The sequence below is a fragment of the Cohnella sp. SGD-V74 genome (assembly GCF_003001675.1).
Lineage (GTDB): Bacteria > Bacillota > Bacilli > Paenibacillales > Paenibacillaceae > Cohnella.
This window is the reverse complement of record NZ_PVYW01000005.1, coordinates 354,189-377,653: the sequence shown is the minus strand read 5'-3', so window position 1 is coordinate 377,653 and position 23,465 is coordinate 354,189. Positions and strand designations below refer to the sequence as shown.

Sequence of the window (23,465 nt, the reverse complement as noted above, 5' to 3'; positions counted from 1 at the left end):
GTTACATCCCCGCGTGCTGCGTCGATTCCGTCTTCTCTTCTCCTTCGCCGTGCCCGTCCATGCCGCCTTCGGCCTCGTGGCCGTGCTCCATGTCCATTTCCATGCCTTGCTTATTTTGTGCCCAGGAATGGCCAGCCAACTCCTTCGCGCTCATCAGCTGTCCGACGCCTTGCTCGGCGATGAACGCCTCGGCCGACTTCTTGTCCATGAAGCTGACGATCCCGTAAGCCATCGGCGTGCGCAGAGAAGCGTCGTACACGTAGGTCGCTGACGAGAACTCGATCCATTCCTTGTCGTTGTAATCCCGTACGTAATCCATGCCGATGTTGTCCGTGCCGTTTTTGCTCTTCCATTCGTTCATGCAGCCGATGTCGTCGAATTTGTACGTTTTGCCGTCCTTCGTCGTCAGCTGCGTCGCGTAGGCGTCGTCCTTGACCTGCATTTTGCAGATCGCGCAGACGTCGACGTCTTCATTGATCGGCACTGCCTCGTACTTCTTCCCGCCGCAGCCCGCGAGCAACGCGACAGCCATAACCAGCAAACCAATCATCATCCGTTTTTTCATGTTTTCCTTACCCCCAAGTAGATGGTTAAAATCGCTCCGAGCGCAAGCGCCGCGCCGATCGCCCCGACGGCGGCGTCGCCCCCGTCCCGCGGTCTTTCATTCGATACTTCCGTTAGAGCCCCCGTGTCCTCCGGCAAGTTCATCAACGGCGCGGAATCCGAGGCCCATTCGCCCGCGTCGGCTGTAAACAGACCGCTGAGGAACGTCATGCCCGGCGATTGAAAAAATAGCTGATACGCAGGCGTACGATCGGCCGCCCGTTCGAAAAACGGGTTGATGGCATAGCGCAGGTCGCTGAGTCCGTCCCCGTTCTTGTCCAGCGCCTGGGCGGCGTCCCAATAATTGTTGGCGAGCCGATTGCCGATGCTGTCCGTCGCCTGCGCTTCGATGACGTTGGCCAGAAAGACGTTGCCTGAGAAGGCGTTGTCGGACGACTCCAGAAACTGAACGCCGACGAAGTTTCTCAGCACATCGTTGCCTTCCAGCGAATTGTTCGAGGAGAGCTCCATGTAGATGCCGACCCGGTTGCCTTCGAACGTGTTGCGCTCGACCCGCGAAGTCTGGACGTCGAACAGAAGCAGGCCCTGGGAATGGACGTTCTCGCTCTGCTTGCGGAACGAATTGTCCGTCACGACGGCGTCTCTGACGCCCATCACCATCGCTCCGGTCACGTTGAACTCGCCTTCGTTGCCTTTGATCAGCGTCCCGTCGGTGTACATGCAGTGAATGCCGTACCGCGACCGGTAGATCCGGTTCGCTTCGATGACCGCGCGATGGCTTTTCTCCAAGTAAATGCCGTCCTTCATGCCGTGGACTTCGTTGTCCCTGATCGCCGCATCGTGCGAATCGTAGAGGTCGATGCCGTTGCCGGTGCGCGCCGCCGGACCCGCAGCGGAGCCGGCCGCGTCCGTCGCCGGGTAGACGGCATTGCCCGCGACCGTCGCCCGGTCGGCATCGCGAAGCGAGATGCCGAGGCCGGACGACTCGATCGTCGTCCGCTCGACGACGACATCGTCCGCTTCCACGGCGATGGCGGCAACGTCGTTCGTTCCGTCGCTGACGATCTTGATCCCGCGCACCGCCGTCCTGTCCGCGCGGACGGTCAGGACGGTCTTCCCCTCTGTGCCGTACACCGTCGCTCCTTCCTCTCCCCGGATCGTCAGCGGCTTGTCGACGATCGCGGGGCCGGAATAGCTTCCCGCCGGGAGCACGATTTCGCTGCCCGACTTGGCCGCGTCGATGATCGGCTGCAGCGCGGTTGCCGCCAGCGAAGGCTCCACCCCGGCAATTCCGGGCGCGCCTAACGCCGCCAGCATCGAGCCGGCGAGCAGCAGCCTGCCTGCAGCTCCCCGCAAGCCTCGCCATCCGCCTGAGCTGCCTTGTTCTCCCGGGTAGCCTTGTCTCTTCCGACGGCGCGGTCTTTCCGTGTCCGCCTTGCGAGTCAGGAAGCTCATGGGCCCACTTCCACCGGTTTTTTCTTCGTAATGTGCAGCTCGCCGTTATAGATGTGGATGTACACGTCGTAAGCCGCGCTTTCCGCGAACTTGTAGCCGGCGGAATACGTTCCGCCTTCCCGTTCGACGTTCTCCAGCAGCTCGGGCAAACCGCTGTGGTCCGCTTTGCGGATCTCGTACTGCACGATCGTGTTTTTCTCGTCCACCAGCCCCGTCACGGTCGCAATCAGCTTGACGTCCGCTCCCGCCTGCGCTTGCGCCGGGTCCGTCCTGAGCTCCACCTTCACGTCTCTCGGATCTTGATCTCCCGGCTTCGCGGACGAGCACGCGGACAAGCCCATCGCCGCCAGCACGACCAACACCAGCAATCCCCGTCTCTTTTTGGTCATCCGGATCGCTCCTATCCTGTCGAATACTTCCTCCCTATTCTAGCCCGATATCCGAACGTTGACATAACTCGTTAGGGCTACATCCGTTGACATAATTGTGACAACTGCGCATAAGCGTGAATAAAGAACGAACGGACTGAGAAGGAAGGGGTAAAATGTCCAAAAAGCTCATCGCTTTGGCCTGTTCCGTCGGCTTGCTGATCGTCGGAGGCTGCGGGCGGATAAGCGGGGGAAGCGCCGGGGGAGAAGGAACGGAAACTTCGGCAAGCGGTTCGACGCTGCGGCTGGAGGTCCGATCCGAACGAAGCGGAGCGGCGGTCATGGAGGAAAACGTCATTCGGCTGACGCTGCGGGATGAAGAAGGAAACCCGGTCGAGCAGGCGAGCATCGAAGCCTACCTCGTCATGCCGGGCATGTTCTGCGGGAGAATTCCGGCGGAGGCGCGGGCGGTCGCGCCGGGTCAATACGAGCTGCTGGCGATTCCCGTCATGGCGGGCAAGTGGGAAGCGGAAATCGCCGTCTCCTCGGACGGCGATTCAGTGAAGGCGGCCCATCCCTTTAAGGCCATATAGTTAATGTCATTAATCGTCAATTGTCACCAGAGCCACGGATGCACGCTCGAAATCCAGCCGTTGGCGGCCATTCCTTTGAGGATCGCCAGTGCGCCCATCGTATAGGCCAGTGCGGTTCCGGCGGCGCGCATCGCCCTCTTGCGGCCTCTGCCCAGCTTGCCGGAGAACAGCGCAAGCAGGACGAACACCGGCAAGGTTGCCAGCCCGAAGGCGAGCAGCAGCGCCGCTCCCTCCGCCCAAGATCCGGAAGCGGCGGCGTTCATCAGCATGGCGTAGGTCAATCCGCATGGAAGGAAGCCGAGCAGAAGGCCCGAGGAATAGGTTCCCAGCCACCGGCCTCCCCGTTTGCCCGCCTCGCTCATGTCGGCCGCCCGCTTGCCGAACGGGACGAAGCGATGTGGGAAAGGCAGCGTATACCGCCAGTACGTCCAGGCGATAATCAGCGCCCCGCCGGCCATGCTCGCGATGCTTTGCAGACCGACGAACGTTCCGGCCGCGTTCAGGAAAGATCCGGCCAGCCCCATGAACGCGCCCGCGACGGCGTACGTCGTAATTCTGCCCGCATGGTAGGCGGCCGCGGCTATCAGCGGATTCCCCGGCGCGTTCAGCGCGAACGAGGACGTGATGCCGCCGCACATAATCAGACAATGCGGTGCGCCCATCAGTCCGGCCGCGGCCGCGAGCAGCAGGCTCTGCGCGAACATCATGCGCCTCCGCCGAAGCTCGCCGAGCGCTGAAGCCGCAGCGCGTTGGCGACGACGAGCAGCGAGCTGGCGGCCATCCCCGCGCAGGCGATCCGCGGGTCGAGATAGCCGAGCGCGGCGAGCGGCGCGGCCGCCGTATTGTAGACGATCGCGAAGCCGATGTTTTGGCGGATGTTCCGCAGCGCCGCCTTGCTGATGGAGATCGCGTCCGCAAGGCCCGACAGCCGGTCGCGCGTCAGCACGACGTCGCCCGTCTGCATCGCGGCTCCCGCCCCGCCGCCCATCGCGACGCCGACGTCCGCCGTGGCAAGCGCGGCTGCGTCGTTGTTGCCGTCGCCGACGAAGGCGACGACTTTGCCGCCGCGGCGCGCCTCCTCGACGATCGCCGCCTTGCGATCCGGCGAACATGCGGCCCGGACGTCGCCGATGCCCGCTTGGCGGGCGATCGCGTTCGCGGGCTCCGGCTGGTCGCCGGTCACCATGCCGAGCGAAGCCGTCGCTCCCAGCCGGCGCACGACTTCCGGCGCCTCGTCCCGGAGCGCGTCGGCGAACGTGAACGCGCCTTCGAAGCGGCCGTCGATCGTCGCGTACAGCACCGTCTCGCCCGGTCTGGCCGCCCCGTGCCTCGGCGCCGCCGGGCGTTCGAGCTTGCGCTCGCCCTCCAGCGTCCACGCGGGGTGGCCGATGCGGACAAGCCGGTCTTCCGCCCGCCCCTCTACCCCTCCGCCCGGCACTTCCCGCACGTCCGACGCGCCTGGAACGAGCACGCGCAGCCGGTCCGCCTCCCGGACGATCGCCTGGGCGAGCGGATGCGCGGAACTCCGCTCGACGGCGGCGGCCATTTTCAGCAAATAGGCGTTCGGATGACGAACGGAGCGCACCGAGATCAGCCGCGGTTTGCCTTCGGTCAGCGTGCCGGTTTTGTCGAACAAAATCCGGTCCGCCTTCGCCAACGTTTCCATCGCGCTCCCGTGCTTGAACAGAATGCCCCGTTTGGCGGCTTGCGCCGTGGCGATCACGATCGATACCGGCGCCGCCAGGCCAAGCGCGCACGGGCAAGCGATGAGCAGCACGGCCAGCGCGTACCGGATCGCCTCGTCCGATGACGAAGCGCCGCCCGCCCAGGTCCAGGCTGCGTACGTCGCCGCCGCGCACAGCGCCATGACCGGCACGAACACAGCGGCCGCCCTGTCCACCTTGCGCGCGATCGTCGGTTTAAGACTCTGCGCCTCCTCCACCATCGCGATCATGCGCGACAGCCGCGTCTCCCCGGCGTCGCACTCTGCCCGAATCCGCAAGGAGCCGTTCAGGCAGCGCGTGCCGCTGTAGGCGTAGTCGCCCGCCTGCCTCAGAGCGGGGACGCTCTCTCCCGTCAGCAGCGACTCGTCGATCTCGGCCGCGCCCGAAACGATGCGCCCGTCGGCCGAAATCCATTCCCCGGCCGCCACGACGACCTGCTCTCCCCGGCGCAGCTCGCTTGCCGGAATCCATTCCTCACCCTGCTCCCGCACGACGCGCACGAAACGGATCTGCAAGCCGTACAGCTCGTTCAGGTCCTTCAGCGCCCGCCCCTTGGCTTTGGCCTCCAGCAGCTTGCCGAGCAGAACGACGGTCAGGATCATCGCGATCGCATCGAAATAGAGCTGGTCGTGAGAGACCGTCCCCGGGTAACGCATCAGCTTGTAATGGCTGTAAAAGTAAGCGACGGAAGTGCTCAGCACGACAAGCGTGTCCATATTGGCGCTTCTCTGCTTTAACGCTTGGTAAGCGCCTCTGTAGAAGGAGTAGCCGACGTAAAATTGCAGCACCGTCGCGAGTCCCCATTGCAAATAAGGCTGGAAGAGCAGTTCGGGTATCCATACGAAAGACGACAGGAACGGAAGATGGGCAAGCATCGCCCAGAAAAGAGGGAGCGACACGGCAGCGGCGACCAGCACCTTGCCCCGGAGGAGACGCACTTCCGCTTCGTGCGCCTTCTGAGGGGAATCGACTTGCTCCGCGGCGCCGTAGCCGAGCTGCTCGATTTTCCGCCGGATATCCGCTTCTCCGGTTACCGTTGGATCGTACTGTACGAACGCTTGCGCCGTCGCCATGTTGACGGTCGCGCTGCGAACGCCGCCCATCCGGCCAAGCCCTTTCTCGATGCGGGCCGAGCATGCGGCGCACGTCATTCCCGTCACTTGCAAACGCAGCGTATCCATGCGGCATCCCATCCTGTCGGAAGATTCGGCGGCTTCGCCTGTCCTTCTCTACCCTATGAGGATGCGCAACGATTCAGAATTGGGATGTCCGTAAGGAGGCAAAGTCGTACAGTCTGATTATCCATGGATGAGTTGATGCTATTCACCCGAGGTCGCTCCGCCTCCGATCAGTCGCTTCAGCTTGTTTTCGGTCGTCGATTCCGGAGCCGGCGTGTAGATGCTGCATCGCAGGTCGACGCTGCCCTGAACCTGCAGCGACGTCAGGTGGAACAGCATCTTGCCGACTTTGGCGTGCCGGAACTCGATCAGCACCTCCGGAGCGGACTGGACTTCGCTGTCCTCCCACAGCGCTTCAAATTCGGGATGGGCCGCCTTCATTTCTCCCAGAAAGCGATCGTACCAATGATCTTCGACGTACTGTCCGTAATAAGCGCGGAAGATGGCCAGAAAGCCTTTCGTAAAATGCTCCCAGTTCACGGCAAGCCTGCGCAGCTCCTTCCTGGCGAACAGCAGCCGGATCATGTTGCGCTCTTCGGGCGGAATCCGCTCGAAGTCGAGGAAGACGTGAGCGGCGGCTTCGTTCCACCCGACGATCGCGTGGCGTCTGTCCGTTATAATCGTCGGGCAGTAGGTCAGCTCTTGCAAAATCCGCCTGAGCGACGGGCTGATCTCAGGCAGTTCCTCCTTCAGCGCCGTTCCGGGACTTGATTCCATCGCCAAGGAATACAGGTACTTGCGCTCGTCCACGCTAAGCTGCAGCGCCGACGCGATGCACTCCAGCACGGAGGCCGACACGCGAATATCCCTTCCTTGCTCGAACCACGTATACCAGGTCAGGCTGACTCCCGCCAGCTGGGCGACCTCCTCCCTGCGCAGCCCCGGCGTCCTTCTGCGGCTTCCCGTGCCGAACCCCGCCGATTCCGGCGAGATCTTCGCCCGTTTCGCCTTAAGGAAGGCCGACAAAGCGAGCAGCCTCGCTTCATGATTCATCGCTCATTCCCCCGATTCGCTATCCTAGTATTTATTATACTAGTATAAATGACAACTTGTAATAGGATAAGTGAAATGAGATGCTGGATGTACTTCGTAACGAACAAGGAGTGGAGTCGGCATGGAACAAGTCGTCATTACCGGAATGGGCGTCATTTCGCCGCTGGGCAATTCGGTGGAAAGCTTCTGGGAACGGTTGGCCCGCGGGGAGTCCGGAGTGTCCCGCATAGAAGCGTTCGACACTGCCCGGTTCAAGACCAGGATCGCGGGATCGGTTAGCGGCTTCGACGCGGAAGCGCTGTTCGGGCGCAAGGAGGCGCGGCGGATGGATCGCTTCTGCCAGTTCGCGATGGCCGCGGCCGGCGAAGCGTGGGAGGATGCGGGGCTGCATTCGGCGCAGATCGACGGGGAACGGCTCGGCGTCTACGTAGGCTCCGGAGTCGGCGGATTGCAGACGCTGCTGGACCAGGCTGCGGTGCTGCGCGACCGCGGCCCGGAGCGGATCAGCCCGACGCTCGTGCCGATGATCATCTCCAACATGGCCGCCGCACTGATCAGCATGAAGTTCGGCGCGCTCGGCCCGACCGTGTCGCCGGTGACGGCCTGCTCGATCGGCAATACGTCGATTGGCGAAGCGTTCCGGCTTATCCGCGGCGGAGGCGCCGACGTCGTCATCGCCGGCGGAGCGGAAGCGGCCTTAACCGACATCGCGCTCGCCAGCTTCGGCAACGCGACCGCCCTCTCCTCGCGCAACGACGAGCCGGCCCGGGCCAGCCGCCCGTTCGACGCGGACAGAGACGGCTTCGTCATGGCCGAGGGAGCAGGCATCGTCATTCTGGAATCGTTGGCTCACGCAAGGAAGCGCGGCGCACGGATCTATGCCGAAGTGCTCGGCTACGGCGCCAGCTCCGACGCGTACCATATGGTGGCGACGCATCCCGAAGGCGACGGGGCTTACCGGGCGATGAGAGCGGCGCTTGCGGAAGCCGGCCTGCGGCCAGAGCAGGTCGACGTCATTAGCGCCCACGCGACGAGCACCCCGATCGGAGACCGCTCGGAGACGCTGGCGATCAAGCGGCTGTTCGGGGAGCACGCCTATCGCGTGCCGGTGACCGCGAACAAGTCGATGACCGGCCATCTGCTCGGAGCCTCCAGCGCAGTCGAGGCGATCGCGCTCGTCAAGAGCCTGACGACCGGCCTCGTCCCGCCGACGATCAACTACGAGACGCCCGATCCCGATTGCGATCTGGACTGCGTGCCGAACGAAGCCAGGCGGGCCGAGCTGAGCGTCGGCCTCTCCAACTCGTTCGGCTTCGGCGGGCATAACGCCGTCATCGCGCTCAAGAAGCACGCCGATTCGTGACGGCAAAGACAATAACGTCGGAAAGCGATCCCGGGAATCCGGACGCTCTCCGACGTTATTCAGCTTACTTCCATTCTTCGGCCAAGACGGCGTAGACGTATTCGTCCCACCATACGCCGCCGCCCCTCGGGATGCACTTCTTGAACAAGCCCTCCCGCCGCATTCCGAGCTTCTCCATGACCCGGCTCGACGGCGCGTTCTCAGGCTGGCACGTCGCGATCACGCGATGCAGCTGCAGCTCCTCGAAGCCGAACCGCAGCACGGCCCGCGCGGCTTCCGTCGCAAAACCCCGGCGCTGCAAGCCGGGCGCCGTCACCCATCCGATCTCGTAGGTGTGATGCCCGAACCAGGGATGGAAGACGATATGTCCCGCGAGCCTTCCGCCGTCCTTCAGCTCCATCGCGAAGTTGCGGGCTTCCGGGGCTTCGTTGTCGCGAACGAAACGTTTGGCCGCCGCTTCGTCGAACACCCCTTCCGGCATATAAAACATCGTCTCTTCGTCCGATGCATACCCCAGCACTTCCGGCCAATCCGCCGGTTCGAAGGGGCGCACGATCAATCTATTCGTTGCAATGCGCATATTCGCTCACTCGCCTTTCGTCGTTTGTCGCATTTGTTGCCGCTTCACTACGACGAAGGCGGAAAGGCGCGCCCGGTCAACCGTTTGGCTGCATTTCTAAAACCGAATCCCCTCCCTTCCCACAACTAAAACTGCTTCCGCATTTTCAAATCAGGCTGGACCAGATGATCTGCCGCGTGCCGAGCACCGACCGTGGAACCCAGGAATGCACCGACGGCACGAGCAGCACGACAACCATCTTCTCCGCGGGATCGACGAACAGCCCGATCCGTCCCGCGCCTTCCAGCTGATAGGTGCCTTGGGTTTCGTAGGAAGCCGAGTGAATCGCCAGGTCGAAGCCCAGTGCGTGGCCCTTATCCTTGATCTGGCCGCCCCAGTGATAAGCGGGCACCTGGAACAGCTGTCTGCGCGTGAGCAGCTCGACCGACTTGCGGCCGAGAATTCTCCGGCCTTCGAACGTGCCTCCGTTCAGCAGCATCTGGCCGAATTTCCACAAGTCGTACAGCGTCGAATACAAGCCGCTGGCCGCGCGGGGAATGCCCTGCGAATAGTCGGCCGGACGGTCGAGCGAGTCGACGTCGTATTGATCGACGACGCACACTTGAGAGCGCAGCTCCGCCGGAACGTCGAACCACGTGCGCTCCAGACCGAGCGGCTGCACGATCCGGCTCATTACGTAATCCTCGAACGGCTCGCCGGATACGCGGGATACGATTTCTCCGAGCAGCGCGTAACCGGTCGACGTGTAGTTGTAGGCCTCGCCGGGCTTGCACACGGGCAGCCCCGTCAGCGCCTGGACGATCCAGCTCTTGGAGCTGCCGGGATCGTACCAGCCGCGCGGATACGGCTCATTGTAGTAGCCCTGAACCGGCTGGATGCCGGAAGTATGCGTCAGCAGGTGAAACAGCGTGATATCCCGGTGCGTGCCGTTGTTGAATTCTTCGAGCACCGCCGCGACCGGCTGATCCAGGTCCAGCTTGCCGTCCTCGATCAGCTTGACGACGGCGACCGTCGTGAAAGCCTTCGTCAGCGAGCTCAGCTTCCGGATCGAATCGGGCAGCAAGTCCCCTTCTCCCGTCACCCCGTTTAATCGTCCTGCCGTCGACCATGCCGCGATCTTGCCGTTGCGCGCCACCAAGTGGCCGCCTCCCTGGAGCAAGCCCTGCCCGATCAGCTCCTCGTAATGCGCGTCCAGCTTGCCCAGCTGCCTCGAATCGAACCCCACCTCTTCCGGTGCCGCATGCACGGCCCCCTCCTGCTTGATCCATCCTGCTGACGTCGTCTCCATCGTCATCCCCCGTATTCCTCTATAAGTTGAAAACAATGGAAACATTGTATCCAATCCGGATAGAGGCGGTCTACGACCCGCGGCGCATTCGGTGGTTAATTATCACAAATCGTGCGAATGTATCACGTTCACCCGGCCAAGCCGTCCCGGATGACATGCCCTTCCGCCAACTCGACTTCGGCGAGATCGGCCCCCGCGTCCCCGAAATCGGATGCGGCGTCGCTGGCGCAGAAGATCATGTTCCGCCTGTCCCGATTCCGTTCCGCGGGGAGCGAATAACAGCGCACGTCGGCGAACGCCCGCCGAAGCGTCGTGCCGATCGCTTCCGTCAGCCTGTCGTCCCGCGGCCTTCCCATCACGTTCATCACGAGCGCTCCTCCCGGGCGGAGCTTATCGGCGGCAAGCCGAAAAAACTGCTCCGTCGTAAAATGCGCAGGCGTGCCCTTGCTCGTAAAAGCGTCCAGAACGATATAATCCAGGGACCGGTCAGGCTCCTCCGCGAGCAGACGGCGCCCGTCTCCGATCGCGACGTTGTCGTCCCGGTAATCGAAATAGCGTCTGCTCAGCTCCACGACCATCTCGTCGATCTCCGCCACCTTGACCGTTTTGCCGCGAAAATGCCCCGCAATCGAACCGATGCCGTGCCCGATCACGAACAGACTCCGGAACGAGGGGTCGCGACGCTCCAGCAAGCGAACGAGCGCTTGCTGATAGCCCAGTACGAGGCGCTGCCGATTTTTCAAATCCATTGCTCCCTGCACGTCTTCGTCCGCGAAGCGCATGCATCTGAACTTGCCCGTCTCCCCGTCCAATTGCGTCGTTTCATAGACGGCAATGTCATTGTGCGGGGATCTGACCTCCGCTATCGGCTGCATCATGCCGTAATCCATCGTACGGACGTCACCGCGATCACCTCGTCAATGTTATCCTCCCTATCCTATCACGAACGCCGGGTCATTTCTCCATGAATTGGATTTTCGCTTGTGGAAATACTTAGGAGAAGAAAAAGGGGGATGAGCATGAACAACTTAAGCCGAGACATGCGAGAGACGCTCGAACTCATCCTGTCCCTGATGGGTCGCAGCCCCGACCTGATCGTCCGCGACCTCGAGCTGGCCAGCGGCCAGCGCCTCGTTCTGCTGTACTTGGACGGCATGGTCGACAAGCAGGCCGTGCAGAACAACGTCATCGGCTCCCTGCTCGACCGGGCTCCTGCGGAGCAAGTGCCGCTGCACGTGCTGCAACAATGCGTCATCGACGCGGGAGAAGTCGGCTTCGTCGACTCCGTGGACGAGCTGCTCGATCAGCTGCTGTCCGGCTGCCTGATCGTCTTGACGGACGGAACGGCGCGAGGGCTGTTCGTCGGACTGCCGGGCTGGGAAGACCGCAACATTACGGAATCGAAGACGCAATCGGTCGTTCGCGGCCCCCAGGACTCCTTCACGGAGACGCTCCGCACGAATACGACGCTCGTTCGCAGACGGGTCAAAGATCCTCGCATTCGCATGGTCAACTTCAAAGTCGGCTCGCGGACGAAGACGGACGTCACCCTGATGTATATCAGCGGTCTGGCGAACGAAAAGCTCGTCGAACAGATTTCCGGAAGACTGAACGCCGTGCGCATCGACCGCGTCCTCGAGGGCGAGTACATAGAGGAGCTGCTGCGCGAAAACAAGGGCAAAACCATCTTCCCCACTCTGTACAACACGGACAGGCCGGACGTCATCGCGGGCGGAATTCTCGAAGGCAGAATCGCCATATTCGTCGACAACACGCCATTCGTCCTGCTCGCGCCGACGCTGTTCGTCGACTATATGCAATCGGCGGAAGATTACTATCAATCGATGCTGTATTCGAATGCGATACGGCTGCTTCGCTATGTCTCCCTGTTCATCTGCATGCTCGCGCCTTCGGTCTACATCGCTCTGACGACGTTTCATCAGGACATGCTGCCTACGCAATTGCTGCTCAGTCTGGCGGCTCAGCGCGAAGGCATTCCGTTCCCGGCCTTTCTCGAAGCGCTGCTCATGGAAGTGACTTTCGAGATTTTGCGCGAAGCGGGCATCCGCATGCCGCGCACGATCGGGCAAGCGGTGTCGATCGTCGGCACGATCGTCATCGGCCAGGCCGCCGTCGACGCCAGCATCGTCTCGCCGGCGATGGTCATCATCGTCGCCATTACGGCCATTGCCAGCTTCGTCATCCCCTCTTACTCCATGTCGGTCCCGATCCGCTTCCTGCGCTTCGTCTTTATGGGACTTGCCGCCGTCATGGGCGTATACGGGCTGACGATCGGCTTTATTATTTTGACGATCCATCTGTGCCATCTGCAATCTTTCGGCATTCCCTATATGAGCCCAATGGCGCCGTTCCGCAAAGGCATGCAGAAGGACGCCGTGCTGCGCTTGCCCTATCACAGCTCCAAGTCGGCTGGTTCAGCGAGGGGAAAGCGATAATGCGCAGGAAGAACGGCGTCCGGGCGATTATGGTCGGCCTGGCGTTGGTCCTGCTGCTGACCGGATGCTGGAACCGCCGGGAATTGAACGCGCTGTCCGTCGTGCTGGCGATGGGCATCGACAAAGTCGGCGAACAGTACGTCGTCACCCTGCAGATCGTCGATCCGACCCAGATGTCGCAAAACCGCGTGGCCGAACGCTCTCCGGTCGTCACCTTCACGCAGCGGTCCGCAACGATCTTCGAAGCGCTGCGCAGAGTGACGACGAAGGCGTCCAGAAGGATGTACGTCGCCCATCTTCGCCTGCTCGTGTTCAACGAGAAGGCCGCGCGGGAAGGAATCAACGATATCGTCGATTTCGTCGCGAGGGATCACGAGTTTCGCCCGGACTTCTATATCGCGATCGCCAAGGGATCGACCGCGCAAGATTTGCTGGAGCTGACGACGCCGACCGAAGTTCTGCCCGCCATGGAGCTGTACAAGTCCCTTAAAGTTTCCCAGCGAGCGTGGGCGCCCACCGCGGCCGTCAACATCATCGATTTTCTTCAGAAAATCACGAAAACAGGCGTATAACCCGTATTGACGGGCGTGACGATTACCGGAAACATCCAGAAGGGCAAATCTCTCGCCAACGTCTCCCGTCCGAAATCGTTCGCCGAATTCAAGTACGTCGGCATAGGCGTCATGAAGGACGACCGCCTGATCGGCTGGCTGGACGAGAACGAGAGCAAAGCCTTCAACTATATCACGAACAATATCCGCAGCACGGTCGGAATTATCGATTGTCCCCGTTCCGACGGGAAGTTCAACGTGGAAGTGATCGAATCGAAGGTAAAAATCGTTCCTTCCGTGCGCAGCGGAGAGCCCTACGCTCTCGTCAAAACATCGATCGAAGCGAACGTGTCGGAAATCGGATGCAACGTCGACTTGACCAAGGAAGCGGAGCTCCTCAAGCTGCAAGCCGCCGCCTCCGATCGATTGAAGGAAATCTTGTTCGAGTCGATCGCCAAAGTGCAGCGGCAGTACGGCGCCGACATTTTCGGCTTCGGAGAAGCCTTTCACCGGAAATATCCTTCGCAATGGCACCGTTGGAGAACGGAATGGGACCAGCATTTCAAGACGATGCAAGTCGAAGTTTCCATGGACTACAAGCTTCGCAAAATCGGCAAAATCATCAATCCGTTCGACAACGTCAACAAGGAGTGAGCGAGTTGCTGCTGGCAATCATTATGGGGGTCGCGCTTGCGGGTTCGCTGATCGAATACCGCTTTCTGGCCCGCAGGAAGCAGAAGCGCGACCTTATCGTCGACGCCGCGCTGCTGGCCGTCGGTCTGACGCTCGGCGCGCTGAGTCTGTCCGACATCGACCTCCCAAGTCCGCTCACGTTCGTGGAGCAGCTGTTCGGACCGACGAGCCGGATGGTTGCCAAGCTGCTCTCATGAAGAGAAGGGGTTAAGCGCGTGAATGAATTAAGCGGAAGACAGGCGGCCATCTGGTTTATGCTGCATCAATTGGGAAGCTCCTTTCTCGTCCTTCCGTCCGTGCTGGCTGCAGCGGCCAAACAAGACGCATGGCTGGCCGTTCCCGCGGCGCTCGCCGTCCAACTGCTGCTCATCCCCTTGTACCTGGCCATCGCCAAGCGGATCGGAGAACGGTCGTTCGGCGACTATTTGGGCTCGCTGTGGGGACAAACGGCGGGCAGAATCGTTGTCGGACTGTTCAGCCTGCTGTGCCCTTTCCTGATCCTGACGATGACCTTGCGCAATTTGGGAGACTTCATCAACACTTCGCTCATGCCGGAGACGCCCGTCGAAATGCCGTACTTCCTCATGATGGCCGCTGTAGTATATATGATCCGCGCCGGCGTTGCCGTATGCGGCAGAACGGTGGAAATTCTGTCTCCCATCGCGCTGTCGCTGATGTTCATCGTGTTCGTCTCCTTGATCCCGAGCTTGGACGGAGCTCATCTGCTCCCGGTGTTCGAATACGGATGGAAGCCGATCGTGCGCGGCTCGTTCCCGTTATTGGCTTTCCCCTACCTGGAAAGCGTCCTCTTCCTCTTCTTTCTTCCATACATTCGCTATGCGCCCTGGAGGAAGGCCGTTTATGCCAGCCATGCGATCAGCGGCGGCATTTTTTTGCTGTTGACGCTGTTCACGGTAGCGGCGCTCAGCGATGCGATCGTCGCCAACGTCTCGTTCCCGAGCTACTTCGTCGTGAGAACGATCAGCGTCGGGGATTTCTACGAACGATTCGAAGTATTGATCACCATTCTGTGGTTTATTGCGATTTTCATACGCCTGTCGCTGCTGATGCACGTGTCGTCCGTCGGACTGGCGCACGCTTGTCAAATGAATTCTCCCCAAGCTTTGCTGATCCCGCTCGCGCTGATCGCCGTGATCGTCGCCAATCTTGTCTGGCCGAACATGACGGCCTTGCTCGAGCTGTTCAACATCTGGCCGTTCTACGCCCTGCTGTTCGGCGCGGCGTTCCCGCTTGCCGTCTGGCTGTCCGGCCGTCTATTCCGAAGCGCGGGAGGTGCGCCATGACGACGCATAAGGTGACGTCCAAGCAGCTTGCTCTTTGGTTTATTCTGCATCAGTTGGGCAGCGCATTTCTCCTGCTTCCCGGAATGCTCGCCTCCATGGCGAAGCAGGATGCCTGGATATCCGTAATTCTGGCCCTGTCCGGCTACATGCTGCTGGTGCCGATGTACGCGGCGCTTGCGAAGCGGCTGCGAGGGAGGACGTTCCATGAATATTTGGAGAAGGTGCTGGGAAAATGGTTCGGCGGCGCGCTGACGCTCGCATTCGTTGTCGGTTACCCGTTTTTCATCTTCGTGCTCGTATTGTCCGATTTAAGCGAATTCGTGACGACCGTTTTTTTCCCGGAAACGCCGGCGATCGTCATTCAGGCGGGCATGCTGCTGCCCGTTCTGTACGCGCTGAAGCTCGGGATCGCCTCGATCGGACGCGCGGCGGAACTGTTGTTCTTCGTCGTTCTGTTCCTTTTTTTCCTCGGTTACCTGTCGCTCATACCGGGCACGAATCCGGCCCAGCTGCTGCCGATCCTCGAATACGGCTGGAAGCCGCCGTTGCACGCTTCGATATCGCTGCTTGCCTTTCCTTACGTGGAGACGGCTTTCCTGCTCTTCCTTGCGCCCTATGCGAACAATATCCGAAAGTGGAAATCGCTGCTCGCCGGAAGCGCCCTCGTCAGCGGAAGCATGTTCCTGTTCATGACCCTGCTGTCGATCGGCGTATTGGGAGAAGCTCTCGTGGCGAATATGATCTTCCCCAGCTACACCGTCGTGACGACGATCAGCTACGGCGATTTCTACGAGCGCTTCGAAGTGATCGTCGGCGTATTATGGTATCTCACCATTTTCTTTCGGCTCACCTTGCTCCTGTTCGTCACCGCCGACGGTCTGGCCGGCGTGTTCCGGTTGAACGATTACCGCAGTCTGCTGATCGCCTTGTCGCTGATCGGCCTGGTGCTGGCCGGCTCGGCACAGCCGAACGCCGTCTTCTTCCTCAACACGCTGAAGCCTTGGCCTTACTACGGCATGACGTTCGGCATCGCGATTCCGCTCGCCGTTCTGCTGGCGGACATTGTCAAAAAAAACGGAAAACGTTCGTGAAATTTCGGGCGAATCGACTTGTTTTGCCTCTTGCTTTGGATTATTATATGAGCAAGTATTCATTTATTATTCGTCAGCGGGAGAGGATCGCCATGATCGAATACCGGGTTAAAGGGCTGTCGTGCGGGAATTGCGCCCGGACGCTTGAAGAGGAAATACAGCGGTTGGATCACGGAGAGTCGGCCACGCTGAGCTTCGCAAGCGGCAAGCTTAAGCTCGACGAACGGGTGCAGCTCGATCGCGTGAGGCAGATTCTGAAGAGCGACCGGGCTTATCTTGTCGAAGCTGCGGCTGACGCGGCGCAATCCGCAAGCGGAATGGCCGGCGAGAACAGTGGCGCGCATTCTCATGGACATAGCCGCGAGCAAGAGCACGGGCATCGCCGTAGTCACGGACACGAGCATAGCCACGGTCATGAGGCTGGCGATGCTCATGAACATAACCGCGCGAATGCTCACGAACACGATCATGCCCACGCACACGGCAACAAGCGGATGATCGTCCAACTGGCCGTTTCGGCCGCGATCTACGTCGCCGCGCTGGTCATGGACGGACGGGTCCCCTTCTCCGTCGCCGTCTCGTTCTATTTGATCGCCGCTGCGCTCAGCGGGTATGCCACTTTCGTCAAAGGCGCCAGAAACCTGCTCCGGCTCAAATTCAACATCGATACGCTGATGACGGTCGCGCTCGTCGGCGCCGTCTCGATCGGCGAATGGAAGGAAGCGACGCTCGTCGCCATCCTGTTCGGCGTCAACGAGCTGCTCGAAGGGCTCGGCATGGAGAAAGCCCGGCGCTCCATGGAGCGTCTTCTCAGCGTCGCGCCGAAACAGGCGACCAAGCTGGATGACGGCGTGGAGACGATCGTGCCGATCGCGGCGCTGCGGGCCGGCGATACGGTCGTCGTCAAGCCCGGCGAGAAGATTCCTTCGGACGGCGCGGTCGTCTTCGGAAGAAGCTCGGTGAACGAGGCGGCCATTACCGGCGAATCGCTGCCGCTGGAGAAAGCCGAAGGTGATCCGGTGTTCGGAGGAAGCATCAACAACGAAGGCGTCATTCGCGTACGCATCGGCAAAGCGTACAAAGATTCCTCGCTCGCCCGCATTTTGCACCTCGTCGAGGAAGCGCAGGAGACGAAGACGCCGACAGAGCTGTTCATCGACCGTTTCGCCAAATATTATACGCCGCTCATCATGATCGTTGCAGCGCTTGTCGTCCTCGTCCCTCCGCTGCTGCTGGACGGGGATTGGACGAAATGTCTGTACCAGGGATTGGCCGTCTTGATCGTAGGTTGTCCTTGCGCGCTTATTCTCTCTTCCCCGATCGCCATCCTGTCCGGCATCGCGCGCAGCGCCCGCAACGGCATTCTCGTTAAAGGAGGCGTACATCTCGAGCAGCTCGGCAAGCTGGATACGCTGGCGTTCGACAAGACGGGAACGCTGACCAAGGGCGAGCCGCACGTCGAGAGAATGACCGCGTATGACCAGAAGCGCTTCCTCTCCGTCGCCGGTGCGATCGAGAAGACGTCCTCCCATCCTCTGGCCAAGGCGATCATGAAAGAAGTCGAACGGGCCGGCGCGGCGATTCCGGAAGCGATCGATACGCGGGCGGTTCCCGGCCGCGGAGCCGTCGCCGAATGCGAAGGCGAGACGTACTGGCTCGGCAACGAGAACATCGTCGAGCATTTCGACATTCCCGCGCCTGTACGCGAGGAGATCGATAGTTACAAGCAGGACGGACTCACTATCGTGCTCGTCGCCGACCGCGCCTCCGTCCTGGGTCTGTTCGGCATCGCCGACGAAATCCGCGAGGAGAGCGCCTCCGTCCTCTCCGCCCTGCGCCGCCAAGGCATCCGGCGCGCCGTCATGCTGACCGGGGACCATGCGAAGACCGCGGAGAAAGTCGCCAAGGCAGTCGGGGTAGACGAAGCATACGGCAATCTGCTGCCGGAGGAGAAAGTCGCGAAGGTCAAACGTCTCTCCGAGGAAGGGATCGTGGGCATGATCGGGGACGGCATCAACGACGCTCCGGCGCTCGCGTCCGCGAGTCTGGGCATCGCAATGGGCAAAGGAACGGACAGCGCCATCGAAACCGCCGACGTCGTGCTTATGCAGGACCATCTCGGGAAACTGCCGGAGGCGATCCGCACGGCCAAGCGCGTCAACCGGACGATCCGCTTCAACATCGCGGTCTCGCTCGGGTTAAAGCTGGCCGCGCTGCTGCTCACCCTCCCCGGATGGCTTACGCTGTGGTTCGCCATCCTGTCCGATATGGGCGCGACCGTATTCGTCACTCTAGTCAGTCTCACGATTCTGATCGAACGAAAAAGATAGATAGACGAAAGTTTCTCAGCCGCCTCCGGGCGGCTTTGCCGCGGAACGAATCATCTCCGCCCCCGCCCTCAACCGCATCGCGCAGCTATGCATTCCTCCATTTTTCTTCGGGTCGGCCAAGGGTACAAGCGATGCGGACGGGTCCCTCATATACTCTAGTATTCTCCGGAGAATCGAGGTGAGCCCTATGAGTTGCGGATGTCGAGACAAGCACAAATCCCACGACAAGCATAAATCCTGCGACAAGCACAAATCCCATGACAAGCACAAGTCGCATGACAAACACAAGTCCTGCGACAAGCATAAGTCCCACGACAAGCACAAGTCTCACGACAAACACAAATCCTGCGACAAGAATAAGTCCCATGACAAGCACAAATCCTGCGACAAGCATAAGTCCCATGAGCACCATAAGTCTTGCGGCAAGCGCAGCGCAGGTCACGACCGCAAGGAGAAATCCTGCGGAGCCCCAGAGCGCGGTCACAGAAGCGATTCCAGAACGGAAAGCTATCACAAGGCCAGAAGCTGCGGCTGCTACTATCCGAGATCCTGGCTGTGAGCCGAACAGACCCGTCCCGGAGTCCGTACTCGTTACGGACTCTTTTTCCTATGGCGCGCCGTCACTTCACGACCAGCACCGGAATTTGGGCTTGCTGCACGACGGAGTGGCTGACGCTGCCGAGCATCCACTCCCGGATCGGTCCAAGCCCCCTGTTGCCGATGACGATCAGATCGCAGCAGTATTCCCTGGCATACTCCAGGATGGCCGCGGACGGCGCGCCGTCGAGAACGACCGCTTTCGCGTAAGGCAGCTCCTTAATCGCCTCCTCCGCTTGACGAACCAGGCCGTCCTGATATTCCTTCATCCGTTCCTCGTAACCGCTCGGCATCACCATCCCGAATCCCTCGAAAGCGTACGGCGGTCTCGCGATGACGTGGGCGACGGTAAGCTTGCTGCCCGGACGGCTCTCGACGAGCTTGACGGCGTGGCTGAGCGCCTTGTTCGACGCCTTGGATCCATCGTAAGCGGCCAATACGTGGTGGTAGGTCATGCGGATCCCCTCCTCGTGTGTTGCTTCTAGTATATTCCCGCTTTGTCCGGATTTCTGTAGCGATGCTCACATTTGGGCGAATTTTCGAACGATGCGCGGGATTATGACTTTCTTAACAGTCGGAAATCCGATTGTATGGTACATTAGGGAAGAAAACATACGCGACACAAGGAGGGGCTTGGCATGCGCTGCGATCTGCTTCATCCCGCGGATCAAATACTTCTTATGATGGACCGGATATACGGGTACGGCATGACGACGACCTCCGGGGGCAATCTGTCGATCCTGGACGAACAAAATCAAATATGGATTACGCCGGCGGGCGTCGATAAAGGCGCTCTGACGCGAAGCGATATCGTATGCGTCAAGCCGGACGGAACGGTCGTCGGGCATCATCGCCCTTCGAGCGAGTTTCCGTTCCACCGGCTCATCTACGATGCGCGGCCGGACCTGCGCGCGGTCGTGCACGCGCACCCTCCCGCTCTCGTCTCCTTCAGCATCGTCAGACGCATTCCCGATACGCGGCTGCTGCCTAACGAGCGGCAAATTTGCGGCGAGATCGGCATGGCGGAATACGCGCTTCCCGGCAGCCGCGAGCTGGGCGAGAACATCGCGGCCGTATTCAAGCGCGGCATCGATTCGGTGATGCTCGAAAACCATGGCGTCGTCGTCGGGGGAACGGATCTGTTCCAGGCGTTCCAACGCTTCGAGACGCTCGATTTCTGCGCGCGTCTGGAGATCAACGCCCGCAGAATCGGCGCCCCGGCGCTGCTGTCGGACGAACAATTCCGCGCCATCGAAGGCGGCGACGAACCGGAGCTCGGCGAGTTCGTCCCGGAATCGTACGGAACGGAAGAGCTCGCCATTCGCCGGGACATGTGCACGCTCATCAAGCGCTCCTACGACCAGCGCCTGTTCACGAGCACGCAGGGCACCTTCTCCCACAGGCTCGCGGACGGTTCGTTCGTCATCACCCCATACGGGGCCGATCGCAAATACCTGGAGCCGGAAGATCTCGTGCGCGTCGAAGGCGGGGCGGCCGAAGCCGGCAAGACGCCGAGCCGTTCCGTTCATCTGCACCGGCGCATCTACGAGCTGCATCCGCACATCGACAGCGTCATTATCGCCCATCCGCCCAACGTAATGGCTTTCGCCGTGACCGATCGCACCTTGGACTCGCGGACGATTCCGGAAAGCTACATTTTGATGCGGCAGACGCCCAAGCTGCCCTTCGACGCCGTCTATCGCGACACCGAAGGCACCGCGGCCCGTTTTACGAAAGATACCCCGATCGCCATCGTGGAGAACAACTGCGTCATCGTCACCGGCCAGAACCTGCTCAACGCCTTCGACCGGCTCGAGGTCGCCGAATACAGCGCCAAAGCGATCCTGTCGGCCGGCTGCCTCGGAGACATCGCGCACATCGGTCCGGAGCAAATCCGCGACCTGGAGATCGCGTTTAAGCTGTAAAGACAAAAGCCCGGAAGAGCCGGCGGCTTTCGCCGCCATGCTCCTCCGGGCTCTTTTTTCGGAATCAATCCGGGTACATGCGTTTCGTGAACTCCATCGATTGCTTGATCATCTCTTTCAAAACCTCGATGTCGATATCGTCCAGCTTGTTGACGTAGACGCACGACTTGCCGGTCGTATGCTTCCCCAGCCTCTGCAGCTGAGCTTCCCGCTCCGGCTCTTCCGGTGCAAAGTACAGGCTGAGCTTGGCTTTCCTCGGGGAGAAGCCGGCCAACGGAGCATCTCCTTCATGACCGCTGGCGTACTTGTAGTGGTACGAACCGAATCCGATAATGCTCGGTCCCCACATTTTCGCCGGATAGCCGGTTACCTCGGAGAAAATATCGAGCAGCTTGTACGCGTCCTCCCGCTTTTTGGGGTGATCCACGTTGTCGATAAACTCGATGACGCTGCTGTCGGTTTCTTTTGTTTTCAGTTCGTACGCGATGCGATCCACGGCTCCCTTGCATGCTCGGTTTTGCAAACAACGTATCACGTATCGCAACGTCTTGTCAAAATTCTGGCCTGCGCCAATTCGCCTCTTCGAATAACCGTACTTAAGTAGCTGTTCGACCGGGAGCCCTCCCTGTATGATGATCCCAAAAGCATCGTTTAGGAGGCTGTTTCGTGAGAGCGATCATATGCGGAAAATACGGACCGCCGGACGTGCTGGAGCTTAAAGAAGCCCCCAAGCCGGCGCCCAAGCCCAACGAGCTGCTGATCAGAGTTCGCGCGACTACGGTCACTTCGGGAGATTGCCGCATTCGCGGCTTTAGAAGCCCGCCTCTCTTCTGGCTCCCGATGCGGCTCATTCTCGGCGTGCGAAGACCGAGAAATCCGATTCTCGGCGTCGAGCTGGCGGGGGAGGTCGAAGCGGTCGGCCGGAACGTCAAGCGATTCAAGCCGGGGGATTCGGTGTTCGCGATGACGGGGTTCAAAATGGGCGCCTACGCGGAGTACGCCTGCGTAAGAGAAACCGGAGTCGTCGCCCCTATGCCGGCCAACGCGACTTACGAGGAAGCGGTCGCTCTGTCGTTCGGAGGGACGACGGCGCTGCACTTCTTCCGCAAAGCGCGTCTTCGGGCCGGGCAGAAAGCGCTCGTCTACGGAGCCTCCGGATCTGTAGGAACGTCTGCGGTACTGCTGGCCAAAGCGTTCGGAGCGGAGGTTACGGCCGTGTGCAGCGGCGCTAACGCGGAACTCGTGAAGTCTCTCGGCGCCGATAAGGTCGTCGATTATACCCGGGAAGATTTCACCCGGACGAAGGAACGTTATGACGTGGTGTTCGACGCGGTCGGACGAACGACCAAGTCGGCTGGCCGGAAGGTGCTGGCCAAGGACGGTCAATACATCACAGTCGAAGGACAAGGCGTCGCCAAGGAGCTTCCGGAGGATTTGCTGCTGCTCAAGGATCTCTATGAATCGGGGAAAATAAAAGCGGTAATCGATCGGCGCTATCCGCTCGAACGTATGGCGGAGGCGCATGCTTATGTGGACGGAGGCCGTAAAAAAGGAAACGTCGTGATCACGGTATAACCTCCGTTGCGGCGAATAGTACGCCGAAAAACCGTCGGACGGCTCGATTCGCTGCCTCGACGGTTTTTCGGCGCTTTTACTTAGCGACTAGGAGAGCCAGTTCCCGTTTGCCCTCCTCTATTCCTTGCCCGATCAGCCGGTTTGCTCTCGCGACTTCCTCGGGTCCCGGCTCCATCACGCCTTCCAGCGGATACGCTTTGCCGAGCTGATGCCACTTGTACACGCCCATTCGGTGATACGGCAGCACTTCGACTTTCTCCACTCCGTCGAGTCCGCCGATGAAGCGGCCGAGCTCCAGCAATTCGTCCGAGCCGTCGGTCCATCCGGGAATGAGCACTCTTCTGATCCACATTTTCGTCCCCCGCTCGGACAGATGCTTGGCGAATCTCAGAATGCGGTCGTTGGGCTGGCTCGTCAGTTCCCGATGCGCGTCGCGGTCCATGCGCTTCAGGTCGAGCAGCACGAGATCGGTCGCGTCCAGCAAAGCCTGGGCGTGGCTCGGCTCGCAGAAGCCGGACGAATCGAGCGCGGTGTGCAGCCCCCATCTTTCCTTGCAAGCCCGGAACAGCTCGTCCACGAACGGCGCCTGCAGCGTCGGCTCGCCTCCCGTCACCGTAATGCCCCCGCCGGAACGGCGGTAGTACTCGACGTAAGGCTCGATCTCCCGCAAAATATCGTCCACGCTCCGCAGCTCGCCGGCCTGCGTATCCCACGAATCCGGATTGTGGCAGTAGCGGCACTGCAGCGCGCAGCCTTGGAGGAACAGGACGAACCGGATTCCCGGTCCGTCCACCGTCCCGAACGTTTCAAGAGAGTGGATTCTCCCCGTATGCATCA

Annotated in this window: 23 protein-coding genes; 11 read left to right on the top strand and 12 right to left on the bottom strand. The window is 60.8% G+C overall.

The window, feature by feature from the left end:
- Position 1: 1 nt before the first annotated feature.
- From B0G52_RS10865 to B0G52_RS10855, 3 genes are read right to left on the bottom strand one after another with little or no spacing between them, the layout of a single operon-like run.
- Positions 2 to 565, bottom strand: a complete 564-nt coding sequence (locus B0G52_RS10865; protein WP_094043992.1) for a nitrous oxide reductase accessory protein NosL — start codon at positions 563 to 565, stop codon at positions 2 to 4.
- Positions 562 to 2,019, bottom strand: a complete 1,458-nt coding sequence (locus B0G52_RS10860; RefSeq protein WP_094043990.1) for a right-handed parallel beta-helix repeat-containing protein — start codon at positions 2,017 to 2,019, stop codon at positions 562 to 564. The genes B0G52_RS10865 and B0G52_RS10860 overlap by 4 nt, the downstream gene beginning before the upstream one ends.
- Complete coding sequence (locus tag B0G52_RS10855; protein WP_094043988.1) at positions 2,016 to 2,408, bottom strand: hypothetical protein; 393 nt, start codon at positions 2,406 to 2,408, stop codon at positions 2,016 to 2,018. The genes B0G52_RS10860 and B0G52_RS10855 overlap by 4 nt, the downstream gene beginning before the upstream one ends.
- Before the next feature lie 155 nt (positions 2,409 to 2,563).
- Between B0G52_RS10855 and B0G52_RS10850 the strand changes: the two genes are divergently transcribed.
- Complete coding sequence (locus tag B0G52_RS10850; protein ID WP_094043986.1) at positions 2,564 to 2,980, top strand: FixH family protein; 417 nt, start codon at positions 2,564 to 2,566, stop codon at positions 2,978 to 2,980.
- Between the two features lie 23 nt (positions 2,981 to 3,003).
- Here B0G52_RS10850 and B0G52_RS10845 read toward each other — a convergent pair whose 3' ends face one another.
- The 3 genes from B0G52_RS10845 to B0G52_RS10835 all read right to left on the bottom strand — a co-directional run bounded on the left by B0G52_RS10845 (position 3,004) and on the right by B0G52_RS10835 (position 6,875).
- Positions 3,004 to 3,684 (bottom strand): sulfite exporter TauE/SafE family protein, encoded by a 681-nt coding sequence (locus tag B0G52_RS10845; RefSeq protein WP_233162557.1) that lies wholly within the window; start codon positions 3,682 to 3,684, stop codon positions 3,004 to 3,006.
- Entirely contained in the window at positions 3,684 to 5,885 is a 2,202-nt protein-coding gene (locus B0G52_RS10840; protein ID WP_094043982.1) for a heavy metal translocating P-type ATPase, read from the bottom strand. Before B0G52_RS10840 ends, B0G52_RS10845 begins: the two co-directional genes overlap by 1 nt.
- A gap of 138 nt (positions 5,886 to 6,023) precedes the next feature.
- Positions 6,024 to 6,875 carry a helix-turn-helix transcriptional regulator gene (locus tag B0G52_RS10835; protein ID WP_094043980.1) on the bottom strand — a complete coding sequence of 284 codons (852 nt, stop codon included), beginning with the start codon at positions 6,873 to 6,875 and terminating at the stop codon, positions 6,024 to 6,026.
- A gap of 121 nt (positions 6,876 to 6,996) precedes the next feature.
- Between B0G52_RS10835 and fabF the strand changes: the two genes are divergently transcribed.
- Entirely contained in the window at positions 6,997 to 8,238 is a 1,242-nt protein-coding gene (fabF, locus tag B0G52_RS10830) for a beta-ketoacyl-ACP synthase II (protein WP_094043978.1), read from the top strand.
- A gap of 64 nt (positions 8,239 to 8,302) precedes the next feature.
- Here fabF and B0G52_RS10825 read toward each other — a convergent pair whose 3' ends face one another.
- The 3 genes from B0G52_RS10825 to B0G52_RS10815 all read right to left on the bottom strand — a co-directional run bounded on the left by B0G52_RS10825 (position 8,303) and on the right by B0G52_RS10815 (position 10,996).
- Positions 8,303 to 8,818 carry a GNAT family N-acetyltransferase gene (locus B0G52_RS10825; protein ID WP_094043976.1) on the bottom strand — a complete coding sequence of 172 codons (516 nt, stop codon included), beginning with the start codon at positions 8,816 to 8,818 and terminating at the stop codon, positions 8,303 to 8,305.
- Positions 8,819 to 8,963: 145 nt separating this feature from the next.
- Entirely contained in the window at positions 8,964 to 10,106 is a 1,143-nt protein-coding gene (locus tag B0G52_RS10820; protein ID WP_158223657.1) for a serine hydrolase domain-containing protein, read from the bottom strand.
- Positions 10,107 to 10,234: 128 nt separating this feature from the next.
- The gene (locus B0G52_RS10815; RefSeq protein ID WP_094043972.1) at positions 10,235 to 10,996 is read right to left on the bottom strand and encodes a spermidine synthase; all 762 of its coding nucleotides are present in this window, start codon (positions 10,994 to 10,996) and stop codon (positions 10,235 to 10,237) included.
- A 123-nt stretch (positions 10,997 to 11,119) separates the two neighbouring features.
- On the opposite strand from B0G52_RS10815, the gene B0G52_RS10810 reads away from it, so the two are divergent.
- The 7 genes from B0G52_RS10810 to B0G52_RS10780 all read left to right on the top strand — a co-directional run bounded on the left by B0G52_RS10810 (position 11,120) and on the right by B0G52_RS10780 (position 18,531).
- On the top strand, positions 11,120 to 12,562 hold the full coding sequence (locus B0G52_RS10810) for a spore germination protein (protein ID WP_094043970.1): 1,443 nt from the start codon (positions 11,120 to 11,122) through the stop codon (positions 12,560 to 12,562).
- Positions 12,562 to 13,134 carry a Ger(x)C family spore germination protein gene (locus B0G52_RS10805; RefSeq protein WP_094043968.1) on the top strand — a complete coding sequence of 191 codons (573 nt, stop codon included), beginning with the start codon at positions 12,562 to 12,564 and terminating at the stop codon, positions 13,132 to 13,134. Before B0G52_RS10810 ends, B0G52_RS10805 begins: the two co-directional genes overlap by 1 nt.
- Before the next feature lie 15 nt (positions 13,135 to 13,149).
- Positions 13,150 to 13,767 carry a Ger(x)C family spore germination C-terminal domain-containing protein gene (locus B0G52_RS10800; protein ID WP_233162575.1) on the top strand — a complete coding sequence of 206 codons (618 nt, stop codon included), beginning with the start codon at positions 13,150 to 13,152 and terminating at the stop codon, positions 13,765 to 13,767.
- Positions 13,768 to 13,772: 5 nt separating this feature from the next.
- Positions 13,773 to 14,003, top strand: coding sequence for a hypothetical protein (locus tag B0G52_RS10795; RefSeq protein WP_094043964.1), 231 nt, complete (start codon positions 13,773 to 13,775; stop codon positions 14,001 to 14,003).
- An 18-nt stretch (positions 14,004 to 14,021) separates the two neighbouring features.
- Complete coding sequence (locus B0G52_RS10790; RefSeq protein ID WP_233162555.1) at positions 14,022 to 15,110, top strand: GerAB/ArcD/ProY family transporter; 1,089 nt, start codon at positions 14,022 to 14,024, stop codon at positions 15,108 to 15,110.
- Positions 15,107 to 16,201: a GerAB/ArcD/ProY family transporter gene (locus tag B0G52_RS10785; protein ID WP_094043962.1), complete on the top strand. Its 1,095-nt coding sequence runs from the start codon at positions 15,107 to 15,109 to the stop codon at positions 16,199 to 16,201. The genes B0G52_RS10790 and B0G52_RS10785 overlap by 4 nt, the downstream gene beginning before the upstream one ends.
- 92 nt (positions 16,202 to 16,293) lie before the next feature.
- A complete protein-coding gene (locus B0G52_RS10780; protein WP_094043961.1) occupies positions 16,294 to 18,531 on the top strand; it encodes a heavy metal translocating P-type ATPase in 2,238 nt (745 codons plus the stop codon).
- A gap of 620 nt (positions 18,532 to 19,151) precedes the next feature.
- Here the strand turns inward: B0G52_RS10780 and B0G52_RS10770 are convergent.
- Positions 19,152 to 19,583, bottom strand: a complete 432-nt coding sequence (locus tag B0G52_RS10770) for a universal stress protein (protein WP_094043959.1) — start codon at positions 19,581 to 19,583, stop codon at positions 19,152 to 19,154.
- A gap of 183 nt (positions 19,584 to 19,766) precedes the next feature.
- Here B0G52_RS10770 and B0G52_RS10765 point away from each other — a divergent pair, with 183 nt between their 5' ends.
- Entirely contained in the window at positions 19,767 to 21,053 is a 1,287-nt protein-coding gene (locus B0G52_RS10765) for a class II aldolase/adducin family protein (RefSeq protein WP_094043958.1), read from the top strand.
- Positions 21,054 to 21,117: 64 nt separating this feature from the next.
- Here the strand turns inward: B0G52_RS10765 and B0G52_RS10760 are convergent, their stop codons facing one another.
- Positions 21,118 to 21,540, bottom strand: coding sequence for a DUF1801 domain-containing protein (locus tag B0G52_RS10760; RefSeq protein ID WP_094044082.1), 423 nt, complete (start codon positions 21,538 to 21,540; stop codon positions 21,118 to 21,120).
- Positions 21,541 to 21,719: 179 nt separating this feature from the next.
- On the opposite strand from B0G52_RS10760, the gene B0G52_RS10755 reads away from it, so the two are divergent.
- Entirely contained in the window at positions 21,720 to 22,628 is a 909-nt protein-coding gene (locus tag B0G52_RS10755) for an NAD(P)-dependent alcohol dehydrogenase (RefSeq protein WP_094043957.1), read from the top strand.
- A 76-nt stretch (positions 22,629 to 22,704) separates the two neighbouring features.
- Here the strand turns inward: B0G52_RS10755 and pflA are convergent, their stop codons facing one another.
- The gene (gene pflA, locus B0G52_RS10750; protein WP_094044080.1) at positions 22,705 to 23,463 is read right to left on the bottom strand and encodes a pyruvate formate-lyase-activating protein; all 759 of its coding nucleotides are present in this window, start codon (positions 23,461 to 23,463) and stop codon (positions 22,705 to 22,707) included.
- Positions 23,464 to 23,465 lie beyond the last annotated feature (2 nt).

Excerpts from the sequence above, each read along its gene's own strand:
- B0G52_RS10865 (WP_094043992.1), bottom strand. The coding sequence starts at position 565 with ATGAAAAAACGGATGATGATTGGTTTGCTGGTTATGGCTGTCGCGTTG.
- B0G52_RS10860 (WP_094043990.1), bottom strand. The coding sequence starts at position 2,019 with ATGAGCTTCCTGACTCGCAAGGCGGACACGGAAAGACCGCGCCGTCGG.
- B0G52_RS10855 (WP_094043988.1), bottom strand. The coding sequence starts at position 2,408 with ATGACCAAAAAGAGACGGGGATTGCTGGTGTTGGTCGTGCTGGCGGCG.
- B0G52_RS10850 (WP_094043986.1), top strand. The coding sequence starts at position 2,564 with ATGTCCAAAAAGCTCATCGCTTTGGCCTGTTCCGTCGGCTTGCTGATC.
- B0G52_RS10845 (WP_233162557.1), bottom strand. The coding sequence starts at position 3,684 with ATGTTCGCGCAGAGCCTGCTGCTCGCGGCCGCGGCCGGACTGATGGGC.
- B0G52_RS10840 (WP_094043982.1), bottom strand. The coding sequence starts at position 5,885 with ATGGATACGCTGCGTTTGCAAGTGACGGGAATGACGTGCGCCGCATGC.
- B0G52_RS10835 (WP_094043980.1), bottom strand. The coding sequence starts at position 6,875 with ATGAATCATGAAGCGAGGCTGCTCGCTTTGTCGGCCTTCCTTAAGGCG.
- fabF (WP_094043978.1), top strand. The coding sequence starts at position 6,997 with ATGGAACAAGTCGTCATTACCGGAATGGGCGTCATTTCGCCGCTGGGC.
- B0G52_RS10825 (WP_094043976.1), bottom strand. The coding sequence starts at position 8,818 with ATGCGCATTGCAACGAATAGATTGATCGTGCGCCCCTTCGAACCGGCG.
- B0G52_RS10820 (WP_158223657.1), bottom strand. The coding sequence starts at position 10,106 with ATGGAGACGACGTCAGCAGGATGGATCAAGCAGGAGGGGGCCGTGCAT.
- B0G52_RS10815 (WP_094043972.1), bottom strand. The coding sequence starts at position 10,996 with ATGGATTACGGCATGATGCAGCCGATAGCGGAGGTCAGATCCCCGCAC.
- B0G52_RS10810 (WP_094043970.1), top strand. The coding sequence starts at position 11,120 with ATGAGCATGAACAACTTAAGCCGAGACATGCGAGAGACGCTCGAACTC.
- B0G52_RS10805 (WP_094043968.1), top strand. The coding sequence starts at position 12,562 with ATGCGCAGGAAGAACGGCGTCCGGGCGATTATGGTCGGCCTGGCGTTG.
- B0G52_RS10785 (WP_094043962.1), top strand. The coding sequence starts at position 15,107 with ATGACGACGCATAAGGTGACGTCCAAGCAGCTTGCTCTTTGGTTTATT.
- B0G52_RS10780 (WP_094043961.1), top strand. The coding sequence starts at position 16,294 with ATGATCGAATACCGGGTTAAAGGGCTGTCGTGCGGGAATTGCGCCCGG.
- B0G52_RS10770 (WP_094043959.1), bottom strand. The coding sequence starts at position 19,583 with ATGACCTACCACCACGTATTGGCCGCTTACGATGGATCCAAGGCGTCG.
- B0G52_RS10765 (WP_094043958.1), top strand. The coding sequence starts at position 19,767 with ATGCGCTGCGATCTGCTTCATCCCGCGGATCAAATACTTCTTATGATG.
- pflA (WP_094044080.1), bottom strand. The coding sequence starts at position 23,463 with ATGCATACGGGGAGAATCCACTCTCTTGAAACGTTCGGGACGGTGGAC.